Source organism: Microbacterium sp. NPDC080220, from assembly GCF_040686395.1.
GTDB lineage: Bacteria > Actinomycetota > Actinomycetes > Actinomycetales > Microbacteriaceae > Microbacterium > Microbacterium gawkjiense.
In genome coordinates, this window is record NZ_JBFBOP010000012.1 from 15014 (window position 1) to 27519 (window position 12506).

19 protein-coding genes are annotated in these 12506 nt (G+C 66.7%); 14 read left to right on the forward strand and 5 right to left on the reverse strand.

Annotation, left to right across the window (positions count from 1 at the left end; translation table 11 throughout):
• Nucleotides 1–56: 56 nt before the first annotated feature.
• The 10 genes from AB0P29_RS14975 to AB0P29_RS15020 all read left to right on the forward strand — a co-directional run bounded on the left by AB0P29_RS14975 (nt 57) and on the right by AB0P29_RS15020 (nt 6096).
• On the forward strand, nt 57–1460 hold the full coding sequence (locus AB0P29_RS14975) for a hypothetical protein (RefSeq protein ID WP_005052778.1): 1404 nt from the start codon (nt 57–59) through the stop codon (nt 1458–1460).
• A gap of 84 nt (nt 1461–1544) precedes the next feature.
• Complete coding sequence (locus AB0P29_RS14980) at nt 1545–1868, forward strand: DUF3846 domain-containing protein (protein ID WP_005052776.1); 324 nt, start codon at nt 1545–1547, stop codon at nt 1866–1868.
• A gap of 4 nt (nt 1869–1872) precedes the next feature.
• The gene (locus tag AB0P29_RS14985) at nt 1873–2826 is read left to right on the forward strand and encodes a hypothetical protein (protein ID WP_139833212.1); all 954 of its coding nucleotides are present in this window, start codon (nt 1873–1875) and stop codon (nt 2824–2826) included.
• Nucleotides 2827–2931: 105 nt separating this feature from the next.
• The gene (locus AB0P29_RS14990; RefSeq protein ID WP_005052771.1) at nt 2932–3807 is read left to right on the forward strand and encodes an ArdC-like ssDNA-binding domain-containing protein; all 876 of its coding nucleotides are present in this window, start codon (nt 2932–2934) and stop codon (nt 3805–3807) included.
• A gap of 105 nt (nt 3808–3912) precedes the next feature.
• Entirely contained in the window at nt 3913–4116 is a 204-nt protein-coding gene (locus tag AB0P29_RS14995; protein ID WP_005052768.1) for a hypothetical protein, read from the forward strand.
• 11 nt (nt 4117–4127) lie between these two features.
• The gene (locus tag AB0P29_RS15000; protein ID WP_005052767.1) at nt 4128–4850 is read left to right on the forward strand and encodes an HNH endonuclease family protein; all 723 of its coding nucleotides are present in this window, start codon (nt 4128–4130) and stop codon (nt 4848–4850) included.
• Between the two features lie 26 nt (nt 4851–4876).
• Nucleotides 4877–5287: a hypothetical protein gene (locus AB0P29_RS15005; protein ID WP_005052764.1), complete on the forward strand. Its 411-nt coding sequence runs from the start codon at nt 4877–4879 to the stop codon at nt 5285–5287.
• A gap of 10 nt (nt 5288–5297) precedes the next feature.
• Nucleotides 5298–5543 (forward strand): hypothetical protein, encoded by a 246-nt coding sequence (locus AB0P29_RS15010; RefSeq protein ID WP_005052762.1) that lies wholly within the window; start codon nt 5298–5300, stop codon nt 5541–5543.
• Nucleotides 5540–5824 (forward strand): hypothetical protein, encoded by a 285-nt coding sequence (locus AB0P29_RS15015; RefSeq protein ID WP_005052760.1) that lies wholly within the window; start codon nt 5540–5542, stop codon nt 5822–5824. Before AB0P29_RS15010 ends, AB0P29_RS15015 begins: the two co-directional genes overlap by 4 nt.
• Complete coding sequence (locus AB0P29_RS15020) at nt 5821–6096, forward strand: hypothetical protein (protein WP_005052758.1); 276 nt, start codon at nt 5821–5823, stop codon at nt 6094–6096. The genes AB0P29_RS15015 and AB0P29_RS15020 overlap by 4 nt, the downstream gene beginning before the upstream one ends.
• A 158-nt stretch (nt 6097–6254) precedes the next feature.
• Here AB0P29_RS15020 and AB0P29_RS15025 read toward each other — a convergent pair whose 3' ends face one another.
• The 3 genes from AB0P29_RS15025 to AB0P29_RS15035 form a co-directional block, all read right to left on the reverse strand.
• Nucleotides 6255–6503: a hypothetical protein gene (locus AB0P29_RS15025; RefSeq protein WP_043341029.1), complete on the reverse strand. Its 249-nt coding sequence runs from the start codon at nt 6501–6503 to the stop codon at nt 6255–6257.
• 78 nt (nt 6504–6581) lie between these two features.
• Nucleotides 6582–6917, reverse strand: coding sequence for a hypothetical protein (locus AB0P29_RS15030; RefSeq protein ID WP_005052756.1), 336 nt, complete (start codon nt 6915–6917; stop codon nt 6582–6584).
• On the reverse strand, nt 6914–9718 hold the full coding sequence (locus tag AB0P29_RS15035) for a DNA methyltransferase (protein ID WP_228164380.1): 2805 nt from the start codon (nt 9716–9718) through the stop codon (nt 6914–6916). Before AB0P29_RS15035 ends, AB0P29_RS15030 begins: the two co-directional genes overlap by 4 nt.
• Nucleotides 9719–9894: 176 nt before the next feature.
• Here AB0P29_RS15035 and AB0P29_RS15040 point away from each other — a divergent pair, with 176 nt between their 5' ends.
• The 4 genes from AB0P29_RS15040 to AB0P29_RS15055 are packed head-to-tail and all read left to right on the forward strand — an operon-like array spanning nt 9895 to nt 11819.
• Nucleotides 9895–10410 (forward strand): hypothetical protein, encoded by a 516-nt coding sequence (locus AB0P29_RS15040; protein WP_005052752.1) that lies wholly within the window; start codon nt 9895–9897, stop codon nt 10408–10410.
• Entirely contained in the window at nt 10407–11360 is a 954-nt protein-coding gene (locus AB0P29_RS15045; RefSeq protein ID WP_005052750.1) for a DUF3560 domain-containing protein, read from the forward strand. The genes AB0P29_RS15040 and AB0P29_RS15045 overlap by 4 nt, the downstream gene beginning before the upstream one ends.
• The gene (locus AB0P29_RS15050; protein ID WP_005052747.1) at nt 11357–11578 is read left to right on the forward strand and encodes a hypothetical protein; all 222 of its coding nucleotides are present in this window, start codon (nt 11357–11359) and stop codon (nt 11576–11578) included. The genes AB0P29_RS15045 and AB0P29_RS15050 overlap by 4 nt, the downstream gene beginning before the upstream one ends.
• Nucleotides 11579–11585: 7 nt before the next feature.
• Nucleotides 11586–11819 (forward strand): hypothetical protein, encoded by a 234-nt coding sequence (locus tag AB0P29_RS15055; RefSeq protein WP_005052746.1) that lies wholly within the window; start codon nt 11586–11588, stop codon nt 11817–11819.
• A gap of 69 nt (nt 11820–11888) precedes the next feature.
• Here AB0P29_RS15055 and nrdH read toward each other — a convergent pair whose 3' ends face one another.
• Both nrdH and AB0P29_RS15065 read right to left on the reverse strand, forming a co-directional pair.
• Complete coding sequence (gene nrdH / locus AB0P29_RS15060) at nt 11889–12149, reverse strand: glutaredoxin-like protein NrdH (protein ID WP_005052743.1); 261 nt, start codon at nt 12147–12149, stop codon at nt 11889–11891.
• 51 nt (nt 12150–12200) lie between these two features.
• Complete coding sequence (locus AB0P29_RS15065) at nt 12201–12479, reverse strand: hypothetical protein (RefSeq protein ID WP_139833205.1); 279 nt, start codon at nt 12477–12479, stop codon at nt 12201–12203.
• Nucleotides 12480–12506 lie beyond the last annotated feature (27 nt).

Genomic DNA, 12506 nt, shown 5'->3' on the forward strand with positions numbered 1-12506 from the left:
CTGTCCGCGAACACCCCCAACCCCGGCCTATACCCAGCAGACGAACGGGAGAGGCCATGTGCGACGACATCGACCACGGAGGGCGGCGGTGCCCGTCGTCGACGGCCGAAGGGCAGCGGCGTCGCCGCGCCGAGAAGCGCGAGCGGAACGCCGAGAAGCAGCTTGAGGCCTTCATCGGCGCGACCCCGTTCCGGCCGGTCTCGGGCGAGCTGATGCGGATGAGCTCGCGCCCCAGCTATTGGGACACCGACGAGTGGATCGAGTACGAAGACACCCTGCGCGCGGCCGCGGAACGTCACGGGATCGAGATCTCCGAGCTGCAGCACGCGGACGGGCTCTGGGAGGGCACGTCGGAGCCTGCAGGCGCCTACATCGTCCACGCGGACAGCTTCGAGCAGGTCACCGACTGGGCCGGCGAGCTGGCGGGGCGGTATGAGCAGGACAGCATCATGGCCGGGTACTTCGACGCTGACGGCCCCGACCGGGTCTACAGCTTCGCCGCCGGCACCGGCTCGCAGCAGCAGGTCCAGGAGACCCTCGACATTCTCCGCGCCGCCGGCGCACCGGGAGGCAGGCTCTATGACGGCAAGCTCGAGATCGCGGAACCCGCCGAGTATCCGCTGCCGGCATCCGCCGTGAACGCGATCGCCGCCCGTCTCGGAACAGAACCCACCTTCGCTCGAGCGCACGTTGCCTTCGTGCCCGGCAACGACAGCTACCGTCACCACCAGCCGATCAAGGAGATCCAGTCGCTCAGAGAGCGGTACGCCGATGCGCACGGTTTCCCACAGCGCACGCCGATCCCCCGACTGACCGAGCTCGACGACATCGCTGCAGCGAGGGCATACGCGGCCGCACCGCACGAGCCCGCGCACCCGCAGGTCGCCCGCTCCTACCGATCACTGCGGCAGCACATCGGCGCTCAGTGGGACATGCTCACAGAAGCCGGCTACACCTTCGAGCCCTGGCACGGCGAGACCGAGCAACCCTACGCCGACTCTGCCGCGATGCTGGCCGATCTCCGCGAGAACAAGCACCTGTTCTACTTCCGCACCGAGGTCTCGCAGCACAGCGAGGGGGCCCTTCCGCCGGATCATCCGATGGCTCGCAGCGTTACGGTCACCCTGCCCACGGGCGAGCGGGCGCCGATGCTCGCCAACGACGTCTTCCGCGCCGTCCACGACGCGATCGCGCACAGCGAGGGCCACCAGTTCGGACCCTACGGCGAGAAGCGCGCCTGGTGGACACATCGTGCCTGCCTCCCCCGCGAAGCGCGGCTCGCGCTGTGGTGCGAGACGCGCGCGCAGAACTGCTGGACCAACGCCGGCCCCCACATGACCACGGAGGGGGAAGCCGGGCATCCCCGGCTCATTCGGCGAAGGGAACCGGGTTGGATGCCGCTGAGTGAACGCCCCTATGCGCAGCAGAAGTGCTGCCGCGTCGACTCAGCACTCCTCTAGTCCACGGCGGTTGACGAGGGTACGTCGCCCGCGTACCATCAGTGAATGTCACATTCACTACCGTTCTGATCTGAGGAGGACTCCATGACAACGGCCATCAAGATCACCCCCGCTGGCGAGATCGACACCATCCGCATCGACGAGCTGCCCGACTACCAGCGCGAGATCGGCGGCTGGGTCGCAGAGCTCCGCCTGACCAACGGCCACGCACTGCTCGTCGACGAGGAAGCCGGTCTCAAGGTCACAGAGCCGAACCTGCTCGCCTCGCTCTACCTGACCGAGCACGGCCGCAGCGCACTGCTGTTCAGCACCGCGCTCATCGTCGGGCTGCACCCCAGGACCGGTGAGTGGATCGACGTCGCCCCCGACGTCGACGAGCAGCTCCGCGCGATCGCTGCGCAGATCTGACCTCATGCCCACCCTGAACGCTCGGCCGGTACTCATGCCGGCCGAGCCGCCCTCCTCCCCCGCGAGCGACTACTGCCAGCGTTGGTCTCGCGGCGCCCATTCGTGGCGCCACATCTCCGAAGGCGGGTTCGACCCCCGTCTATACCAGGTGGCCCCGATCACGGAAGCCGCCGCGCGAGCATTCGTCATCGACGAGCACTACGCAGCATCCTTCCCCGCAGCACGCTTCTCGATCGGGCTGCTCACCCGCGACGACCGCTTCCCCATCAACGGCGCCATGGTCGACGAGATGGCACTGGTCGGCGTCGCCACCTTCTCCACCCCGATGAGCAGAGGAGTCCTCAGCTCCGTCTTCGGCACGCTCGAGCCCTACGAACAGAGCATCGAGCTCGGCCGATTCGTACTCACCGACACACCCGCGAACGCCGAATCCTGGTTCCTCGCACGCGCTTTCCGCCACGCCTACGACCGGGGCATCCGCGGCGTCGTCTCTTTCGCCGACCCCTTGCCACGGCGCCGACAGATCACCGAGACCCTCGACAACGGCACCACAATCGAGCGCATCGAACAGACCTCGCCCGGCCACATCGGCGGGATATACCAAAGCGTCAACGCGATCGCCCTCGGCCGCAGCACCGCACGCACCCTGAACTACCTCCCCCGCCGCGGCCTCGTGCTCTCCGAGAGATCTCTGTCCAAGGTAAGAGGACAGGAGCGAGGCGCCGACGCCGCCGAGCGACACCTGGTCTCGCTCGGCGCCCCCATCCGCCGCGCAGGGCAAGACCCGCGAGCCTGGCTGCGCGAGGCGCTCGCCGCGCTCGATGTCACGAAGATCAGGCATCCGGGGAACTTCCGATACGCCTTCCCTCTTGGCAGCAGCTCCCAGCGTCGCCGGCTGCCGATCGGGCTGCCGCGCACCGCGTACCCCAAAGCCGCCACCGACATCCTTCCGGGCTGAGACCCCCGCTGCAGGCGGGTGCAAATCGGAGTTGACGGGGCATATCGAATGCCTCATACTAGTGAATGTCACATTCACTACTCGTCCACTCTGAGGGAGGACACCATGACCACCAAGACCCGCCGCAGCGGCACCACCCGCCGCACCCCGGAAGAGCGCCGCGCACAGGCCGAGGCGCTCCACGAGCAGCTCACCGCACAGGTCGCCACGCTGGCCGAGAGCGAGAACTGGAAGGCCTGGCTGCGCTTCGCGCGCATCGTCCGCCGGCGCTCGTTCTCCAACCAGATGCTCATCCTCGCGCAGGGCGGCACCCACTGCCTCGGCTACCGCCAGTGGGAGACCCTCGGCCGTCACGTCGTCAAGGGCGCGAAGTCGATCAAGATCTTCGGCTACTCCACCAAGCGGATCGTCGAGGTCGACGAGGCCACCGGAGAAGAGTCCACCAGCAGTCGAGTGATCTACCCGGTGCTCTCCGTGTTCGACGTCCGCGACACCGATGGCGAGCCGCTCCCCGAGCAGCCGGCCATCTACCTCGAGGGCGACGACGTCGCAGGCCTCTTCGACCAGCTCGCCGACTTCATCACCGCGCAGGGCTGGGATGTCGCGCTCGAGGACATCGCACAGGACGGGCTCAACGGGTACACCGATGGCCAGGCCCGACAGATCCGGGTCGACAGCAAGATGGCACCGGCCATGCGCGTCAAGACCCTCCTGCACGAGATCAGTCACGCACTTCTGCACTTCGACGAGGGCAGCACCCGCGAGCACCGCGGAGTGATCGAGACCGAAGCCGAGTCGGTCGCGTACTGCGCCGGTGGCCTCCTCGGACTCGACACGTCCGCGTGGTCGATCGGGTACGTCGCAGGATGGGCCGGCGGTGACGTCGACCTCATCCGCAGCGTCGCCGGCAACGTCCTCCGTGCCGTCAACGCGATCGCCGACGCCATGCTCGGCGCCGACGACCAGGCCGCGGCCGCGTAACAGCCCTCGGGGGGCGGGCTCGCCTATGCCCGCCCCCGAGAATCTCTGTCCGCGAACACCCCGAACTGCGACCTATACCCCTAGACGAATACCCCGGAGGAACCCATGGATCTCGCCCTGTCTACCGCCCGCGACTTCGCTCCCCTTCTGCTGGGCAGCGGCGGCCTCGTCGGCATCCTCGTCACCGTCGACACTGCACGCCGCGCAGAGCGCACGGTACGGCGCAGCCTCAAGTTCCTCGTCACCCTTCTCCTCAGCGTCGCCGCGGTCGCCGCGGCCGTCGTACTCGGCGCCGCCCTCTTCCTCTGAACGGACCACTCATGAACCGCCGAACCACACGCCTCGCCTCCGCCGCCGGCGCTGTTGTCGTCGCCCTGCTCGCTGGCGCGATCGCGATCACCAGCCAGCCCTCCGGCGTCAGCGACCTCACCGACACCGCGCCCGCGCCTGTGCCTGTGCCTACCGCAGAGATCTCCGCGGACGCCGCCGCAGCCCTCGATGAGCTCGAGCAGCTCGTCGTGGCCGATGCAGCCGACCAGGACAGCTACGACCGTGACGCGTTCGGGCAACGCTGGGCCGACATCGACCGCAACGGCTGTGACCAGCGCAACGACGCACTCGCGGCCGCGCTCGAGAACATCACCACCAAGCCCGGCACACACGACTGCGTCGTCCTCACCGGAACGCTTCACGACCCTTACACCGGGCTCACGATCGCCTTCGAGCGCGGCCAGGGCACGAGTGAGCTCGTGCAGATCGACCATGTCGTGCCGCTCGCGTGGGGGTGGCGTCAGGGCGCCGACGAATGGGACGAGGCCCAGCGTGAGCGCTTCGCCAACGATCCTCTCAATCTGCAGGCCACGGACGGCAGCACCAACCAGTCGAAGAGCGATCGCGGCCCCTCCGAATGGATGCCCCCGAACGCGGACTACGGATGCGCCTACGCTGCGCGCTTCGTCGACGTCCTCACCGCCTACCAGCTGACGGTCAACCCGGCCGACTACTCCACGCTCCGCGCGCAGCTCGCCAGCTGCGCGGCATGACCCCCCACCCGAGAGGACTGACAACGATGAGCACTCTGAACAACATCGTCATCACCGATGACACCGGCACCCGTTACAACGATCTCTTCCTCGACATCCCGCTGGACAGCTACGAGATCTCCCGCTCCTCTGTCGGCTTCCATTCCGTCGACGCGATCGTGCCAGCCGACCCCTACTCGACCCGCGCATCCGAAGATGGTCCGCTCGGTGCACTGCTTTTCCGCTGGGCTCAAGCGCACGTCGCCGGCCGCAACTACATCATCAGCTGGCAGTACATCGACGCTCACGACGTCCATACCGTCGCCGTCGCCGACACCACCACTCGCGAGCTGCACTTCGTCAACCTGTTCGGCCACGTCATCGCCGGTCGACGCAGCTACAGGCTCCGTGAGCTCGCCGACGCGCTCGACCTCCTGATCGACGCCAGCTTCGACTGAGGACCAGGCCATGCTTTCCGACGAGGTCGCTCGACAGATCATCCACGGCAGCCCCGAGGGCTACGACCTCGGATGTCAGACCCGCGCCGGATGCGCCAACCACCACCACCCCACGCTCATGACCTGTTTCGCCGCCGCGATCGCCGTCCGCGATGACTGGCGCCTCGCGAAGCTGCCTCGCAACGAACCCCTCCCCAAATCCGCTCGGCGGCTACGCCGCTCCTCCCCCAGAAGCAAGGAAGGAACACCCTCATGACCGACCCCGAGCTCACTGCGTGGCCGGCACTGCGCCTCGGAGATCATGCCCTCATCCGGGAGCGCGCGACAGCACGCGAGCTCGCCGTCACCATCGTCGCTCTGCTCGAGCCGATCGAGGGCGAGGGTGAGGGCCTGGTCGACCACCGGGGCCGCGTCATCCGGCACCACTTCTACGACGCCCGACCCATCGCGGCCGACGTCGATCTCCCCGACCAGCGCGACGTCGACACACGCTTCGCCCGACTGACCGCAGATCTCCTGAACACGAGGACACGATGACCGCACCGCTCACCACCACCGAGACCCGCCTGCTACACAAGTCGCTCGAGCTCGCCGCCGGCTACGCGAACAATGAACGCGACGAGACCGCGATCCTTGAGCTCAGCGCACGCATCCGACAGGCACAGAAGACCATCCCCTCTGCACCGGACGCGCACACCACGATCCTCGCGACGATCGACGCCATAAAGCGCGCAGGACGCCACGAGCAGCTCACCCCTCAGCTGCTCGACCGAGTCGCTGACGAGCTCCTCCAATCCACCCCGCTCTGACCGCCCCGCGCGGTACACTAAGGCGCGGCACCCGGCTGTTGAGCAGGTTCCCTTCCGCCCCTCGGGGCGATGGCTCCTCCTCAGTTGGATCGTTGGTGAATGTGACAATTTCCACGCTCCGGCCGGGTGCCGTTTTCTCTTGCCCCGGTGGCACGCGATCATCGACGATTGCTCACCGGTGGACCAGTCGCCCTCACATACTCCGACCAGGTGCACTCGACAGCGAGCCTCATTGCATCGTCGGGGAAGTAGCCGATCAACACTCGCCGCTCGGGATCGCGATCGAACGTCACGGAACGCAGCAGCCTACGGCCGCGGATCTCGACATGGCGGATGATCGCGATCCTCTTGCTGTGGTCGAACACGTACCAGATCCCCGGCTCCGGCGACGCCTGCAGCTGAGACATCGGAGACCAGTGCTGCACCACAACAGCGAACACTATGCCGGCGCACCGACAGCCCCGTGCCGACGACGACCGCGTGACTCAGCTCGTCAGCGACCCGCCGGATCCGTAGGCGTCGTGGTCATACCGCTGTAGCGCAGCAATGAACTCGGCACTAGTGATCTCATAGCGAGCCACCGCGGCCGCGGCGCCGTGGAACAGAGCAGCGTTGGGATACACACGGCCGCACACTGGGCAGACCGCGAACTCGTCGGGGTCGGCCGAACCAGCAGCATCGAAGGCAAGACGCCCAAGACGATCGGCGCTCCGCCAGTCCTGAGTCCACGAATCATTGCCACAGGCGCAGACCTGATTCTCCCCTTCCTCATCGACCGTCGCGGTCCCATCGACGCGGACGGTCGGGTACGGCCAGCTCACGATGCCGCACTCGCTGCTGTCGCCTTGCGGGGACGTTTCTTCGGCATCGCGAGCTCGTCGACCGTGGTGAGCTTCGCATAGCTGGCGAACAGCGCTCGCAGTCGGTCAGCCTCCGTCGCTATCCCCCGCAGGCCCAGGGCCTTGTCGACAGCAGTGTCGAGCTCACGATGCGCCCGGAGCAGTTCGGGCGACATCGCGAGGGGGTTGTAGTGGTCTGCGAGCGAGCGTTCTGGGCGTAGCGCTCTCGCATCCAGAACGGCTTGCCCCCCGGCGATGATGGCGGCACGCTGCGTGTCGGTGAGGGCGGGCAAGGGGAAAGTGTTCCACGTCAGGGTGCTCGAGAAGCGCAGACGAGACTCAAGGCGACCGCCGATAGTGCGCTGCCAGGTGATGAATGCCGACGACGAGATCACTGCGAAGGCGAGGCCGTCTGGGTCGTCTGCCTTGAAGTTCGCGTCACCGCAGATCACATCAGGGGTGAACAGGGCGGTCGGGAAGAACTTGCGTGTCTCGCTCACATGCCGCGGCACACAGACATAGGGCGTGTCGGGTTGCGACCTTTGACCGAACAGGTGCGGCGTGTCCGCCATCTGTCGCGTGGACTCGGCCTTCGACGCTGCGCGGAACTGACGCACGGCATCCAGCCGCCCGCGGAGTATCGGGGATCGGGCGATGTCGCTGGGGTCAAGATCCACGAGCCACAGGCACCACCGGGGTTCGTTGTGGATGAGCTGTCGGGCGCCGACAAACGGCCGGACGTACTTCGCGGCGATCGGATCTGCCATCACTTCCGCATAGTCGGCCGGCTCGATCAGGAGATTGCCGTCGTCGCGAGCCATGTTCCCGAACACCATCGGAGGGAGAGCCGACGCCAGCGGGCTTCGCCGCTGATCGATTAGCACAATGGGACCGTCGACCAGGTATCCGTTGAGCTGATCCACGACGGGGATCTCGACGGGCTCGCCCTTGAGGTTTCCTGAGTAGTCGAACAGCCGCGCTCTCTTCCTCGACGGCCGGTCAAAACCGATCACCGAGCAATGCACTGCCGCAGCGCCGGGCGCTTCACTGGTCCACGCGAACGTCCGGTGCGCGAACTTGACGCGCCACCCTGCGGCAAACACAGGGCCGAAGAGCGCTGGCACCGGCTCTCCCTGTGCGATCGAGTTTGTCGAGACGAACGCGAACTCGCCTCGGTAGCCGGGACGGCCGAGCAGCTCGAGAGCCTTCGCGTACCAGCCGGTGACATAGTCCAGCCGACCGATGTCGTCCCTCCGCCACACGTCGCGAAGTTCCTGCGCTTGCTCGGTCGAGCGGGTGGCGTGGCCGAGGAAGGGCGGATTGCCCATGATGTACAGGTGCTCAGTCGGTTGTAGGACAGCTGCCCAGTCGACACGCAGCGCGTTGCCGACGACGATGCTCTTGATCTTGTCCAGCGGCAGCGGATCTGGTGCAGATCCAAGCGCCAGCTCCATCGCCTGGTTTGCCTGGTGTTCCACCAGGTGCAGCGCCGTCGCTGCGATCTGCGCGGGCCATTCCTCGAGCTCGATCCCGTGGAAGCTCGACAGCCGCACGGCGAGGTGCTCCTCGGTGAAGAACATTGTGCGGGCCGTCTCACCGGACAGCTCTTGGATCCGCAGCAGAACCTCAAGATCGAGGGCTCGCATCTGTCGGTAGCCGACCACCAGGAAGTTGCCACAGCCGCACGCCGGATCAAGGAATCGCATCAGCCCCATGTCCGCACGCAGCTTCTTGAGCTTGGCGGTGTCGTGGTACCCGTCCGTGAACCGCTGCCGCAGCTCATCGAGGAACATCGGGCCGATGACCTTCATGATGTTGGTCTCGGTGGTGTAGTGCTCGCCGAGCTCACGCCGAGCGGTCTTGTCTTTGACGGCCTGGAAGAGGCTGCCGAAGATGGCCGGCGAGATCGCCGACCAGTTGAACATTGCAGCCGCGATCAGCCGGTCACGCATGCCTGCGTCGAACGACGGGATCGACACCGATTCCTCGAAGACTCCACCGTTGACGTAGGGGAATCGCGAGATTAGCTCGTCGAGGTTTGACTGCCGACGAGACGGCTCACGTCCCATGACCTGGTACAGCAACGACAGCTGAGGCCCGAGGTCGGAACCATCCGTCGCGGTGCGGGTCTCGAGGAACTCGAGGAACAGATCGCGATCCCACACTCCGGCGTCATCGGCGTAGAGGGCGAACAAGGTGCGCACCAGGAACACCGACGCCTCGTGATCGTCGTACCCAGACCCCTCGAGGGCCTCGTAGAGGGACGCCATCAGCTTTGCCGCTTTGATCGACGCAGACTCCTGCGCCTTCGATCCGAAGGTGCGCTCACCGTACCCGGCGAGGAAGGCGAGCACGTCAGCGCGATCCCGCATCTGGGTCAGGGCGAACTCCTGCACACCCTCGCTCTCAGCGTGGAGATCGAGCAGACGGAACCGGCGGAAGTCGCTCGTGATTACCCACCGAGGAACCTCCGGGTCAGGAAGGTCGTCAATGTAGTCGAGCGCCTGCTGCTCAGCCGCGACGAGATCCTTGCCGGCGGACTTCATTTCGATCAGCGCGAGACCAGGGATCAGCGCGTCGATGTATCCGCGCGAGCCGGTCGACGAGCGCTTGACACGCTTCTCGTAGAACGCCGCGCGGGTCTGGGTTATCCCGTACACGCCGAGCAGATCCCGGACGAAGGACTGCGCTTGCTGTCGCTCGTCGCCGGGCTCGTCCTGCCAGTCACGGGTGAACTGCGCAGCGCGGGCTCGGATCTCATTCATCGACAACGACTTCGGCACGATCCCAACGCTATCCGGCCAGACCACTCGCACCCGGTACTACCCGACCTCCGTCCGCAGCGTGGCGGCTGCTTGGCGCCACCACCACAGCGACGACGACGACGACGACGTCTTGACATGAGCGCCGACTGATTCTAGGGTAGTGAATGTCACATTCACCACCTGAGGGGGTCATCATGCGCGCGTTTCCCGTGAACCGCGACACCATCGACCTGTTGGTCACCGCCGCCTACATTTCCACACCCGCCTACCGCAGCAGCACTCCGCGCGAGCTCGCCGAGAACGCCGACCGGATGGGTCAGAGCCTCTGGGATGAGAACTACGCGAGCGTCAGCTACGCGATCAAGCAGCACATCGCCGCACCGCGCTACGAATGGCAGCCGGTCGCCGAGATCGTCCCCCATGCCGATGACGAGCAGGCGTTGCAGATCGAGCGCAGCCGTCTACTGCTCGCCGAAGTCTCCTGCCATCACCCCGGATGGGATCAGTCCCCTGCGCGTGACCTCGTCGAACGCCTCGGCGACGCGATCGCGCGACGGTTCGCTCACCGCCCGCTCGTCGACTCCCCGGACCACCTGGGCGTGAAGGAGTATGAGGGCCTGCATCGCGCCGCCGAGGTCTGGGAACGGGAGATCGGATTCCGCCACCCTCTCACGCACGACGCGGCCGCGCGGGAAGGGAGCCGGCCATGATGCTCACGATCATCCACGCGGCCGCGGAAGGCACCCTCATCGAAGGGACCAGCCGGGGCGACGGCACGGCCGATACTCTCAAGGCCAACGGCTGGCGGTGGAGCCGGGCGCTCGGATCTTGGTACATCCCCCACTCCCGCGACCGCGAACCGAAGATCGCGATCATCAACCGCACCGCCGAGCAGCTCACCGCTGCCGGGTTCGTCGTCGAGATCTCGATCGACTATGAACGCCGGGCCGCGGCCGTCGTCGAGGCTGACCTGGTCGACCGCAGGAACGATCGCGCTGCCGCCCTGGCGGTGCGCGCAGATCGACGACACCAGGACGCCACCGAAGAGGCAGAGCGCGCGGCCCGCGCGCTGCGACGCCTCCCCGAAGGTGGCGAGCCCATCAAGGTCGGACACCACTCGGAGGCCGGCCACCGCCGAGCGATCGGCAAGGCGGACGCGGCGATCCGCCGCTCCATCGACGCCGACGCGGCGGCACGGCGCGCCCAGGTGCGTGCCGACGTCGCGGCCGCGGCGACCGATGCACGGTATGCGCCGATCACCGTGGCGAACCGGATCGAGAAGCTCCGCGCAGATCGCGCCGGCATCCGTCGACGTCTCGACGGGTCAAGCCGCACCCTTCCTGGCGGGTATGTCGAGGTCACGGCTGCAGCCACCGGCGCCTACGCCGAACGGCTCGAGAGGGAGCTGGCCGCGACCGACGATCAGCTCACCTACTGGCAGGAGGTCCGCGCCGAGCAGGTCGCGACCGGCGCGGCCACCGACCACAGCAAGGACACCATCAGCGTCGGCGACCAGATCAAGTACTTCGGCGCCTGGTGCACCGTAACCCGCACCAACCCGAAGAGCGCCACCATCGTCGACGCCTACGGCCACCGCGGCACAGTCCCTTACACGCACATCCGCGAGCACCGTGCCGGCCAGAGCGGAGCGATCTCATGACCATCGCCGCCCGCCCCCGCACGATCCCGGAGCCCACGACTCGTTGGCTCCGCCGTCTCGTAATCGCGCTGCTGTACATCGCAGCCGCGGTCCTCTCTGGGTGGCTCGGGATCCTCGCCGCGCCGATCCTCGATCGCATCATCGTCACCGCCGCGGCGGTGATCCTCGTCCCCATCACCATCGCGCTCGTGATCGACTTCTTCAGCAACCCAGATTGAGCGTCCGATGCCCGCCTACAAGGTCCAATGGCAGCAGCGCGTCGACGTCACCGCCACCGTCACTGTGGAGCTCGACGAGCTCGCCGACTGGGCATGCGAGCATCTCGGGCTGCGCACCCTCGAGGCCGGTGCGCCGGCAGGCGCGGCGCCGGCAGGGGTTCGGATGATGCTCGAGCGGAACGGGCCTCTGCGGGAGCAGCTGCTGCAGCGGTGGGCAGCGGCGCACATGCCGCACAGATGATGTCCCGCTCCGATGAGCAGAGCAGAGGCCCCACCGGCGAAGAGCTGCCGGTGGGGCCTCTGTCGTCAATCACGCGAGCCGTTGCGCGAGCTCGTCGATCTTGTCGGGACGGAAGCCCGACCAGTGATCCTCATCCGTGATGACGACCGGTGCCTGCAGGTAGCCGAGCGACTTGACCTGTTCGAGCGCTGCGGCGTCTTCGCTGAGGTCGACGACGTCGTACTCGATTCCCTTAGCATCGAGCGCGCGGTGTGTCGCGACGCACTGTACGCATGATTTCTTGGTGAACAGCGTGATCGTCTTGTCGCCGTTCGTCAGTGTGGTTGTCATGGGTGATCTCTCCTCCTTCCTGGGTCTCGTTTGCTGAGCATGGCGGGCAGCTCAGACACGGGCAGCCGCGCGGCGCTTGAGCCACACGATGAGCGCGATCGCACCGATCAGGATCGCGAGGATGACGAGGATCTGTCCCCAGCCGAGGCCGACGCCGTCGACGACGGGGATCGCCACGGTTTCACCCTGCTCGAGCAAGTGGTACTTCAACATCCACGCGCGCAGCGGATCGAGGAACATCCCCAGCGACACTGCGCCACTGGCCAGGACGAGCACGGCGATCAGCAGCAGCGAGATCCAGTCGTCTTCCGACACGCTCTGGTTCGACACGCGATTCATCCCTTCTCTCGGGGCCGG

Coding starts and splice junctions, on each gene's coding strand:
- AB0P29_RS15020 (WP_005052758.1), top strand. CDS start 5,821: ATGACCGCACCGCTCACCACCACCGAGACCCGCCTGCTACACAAGTCG.
- AB0P29_RS15025 (WP_043341029.1), bottom strand. CDS start 6,503: ATGTCTCAGCTGCAGGCGTCGCCGGAGCCGGGGATCTGGTACGTGTTC.
- AB0P29_RS15045 (WP_005052750.1), top strand. CDS start 10,407: ATGATGCTCACGATCATCCACGCGGCCGCGGAAGGCACCCTCATCGAA.
- AB0P29_RS15050 (WP_005052747.1), top strand. CDS start 11,357: ATGACCATCGCCGCCCGCCCCCGCACGATCCCGGAGCCCACGACTCGT.
- AB0P29_RS15005 (WP_005052764.1), top strand. CDS start 4,877: ATGAGCACTCTGAACAACATCGTCATCACCGATGACACCGGCACCCGT.
- AB0P29_RS14980 (WP_005052776.1), top strand. CDS start 1,545: ATGACAACGGCCATCAAGATCACCCCCGCTGGCGAGATCGACACCATC.
- AB0P29_RS15055 (WP_005052746.1), top strand. CDS start 11,586: ATGCCCGCCTACAAGGTCCAATGGCAGCAGCGCGTCGACGTCACCGCC.
- AB0P29_RS14995 (WP_005052768.1), top strand. CDS start 3,913: ATGGATCTCGCCCTGTCTACCGCCCGCGACTTCGCTCCCCTTCTGCTG.
- AB0P29_RS15040 (WP_005052752.1), top strand. CDS start 9,895: ATGCGCGCGTTTCCCGTGAACCGCGACACCATCGACCTGTTGGTCACC.
- AB0P29_RS14990 (WP_005052771.1), top strand. CDS start 2,932: ATGACCACCAAGACCCGCCGCAGCGGCACCACCCGCCGCACCCCGGAA.
- AB0P29_RS14985 (WP_139833212.1), top strand. CDS start 1,873: ATGCCCACCCTGAACGCTCGGCCGGTACTCATGCCGGCCGAGCCGCCC.
- AB0P29_RS14975 (WP_005052778.1), top strand. CDS start 57: ATGTGCGACGACATCGACCACGGAGGGCGGCGGTGCCCGTCGTCGACG.
- AB0P29_RS15015 (WP_005052760.1), top strand. CDS start 5,540: ATGACCGACCCCGAGCTCACTGCGTGGCCGGCACTGCGCCTCGGAGAT.
- AB0P29_RS15000 (WP_005052767.1), top strand. CDS start 4,128: ATGAACCGCCGAACCACACGCCTCGCCTCCGCCGCCGGCGCTGTTGTC.
- nrdH (WP_005052743.1), bottom strand. CDS start 12,149: ATGACAACCACACTGACGAACGGCGACAAGACGATCACGCTGTTCACC.
- AB0P29_RS15010 (WP_005052762.1), top strand. CDS start 5,298: ATGCTTTCCGACGAGGTCGCTCGACAGATCATCCACGGCAGCCCCGAG.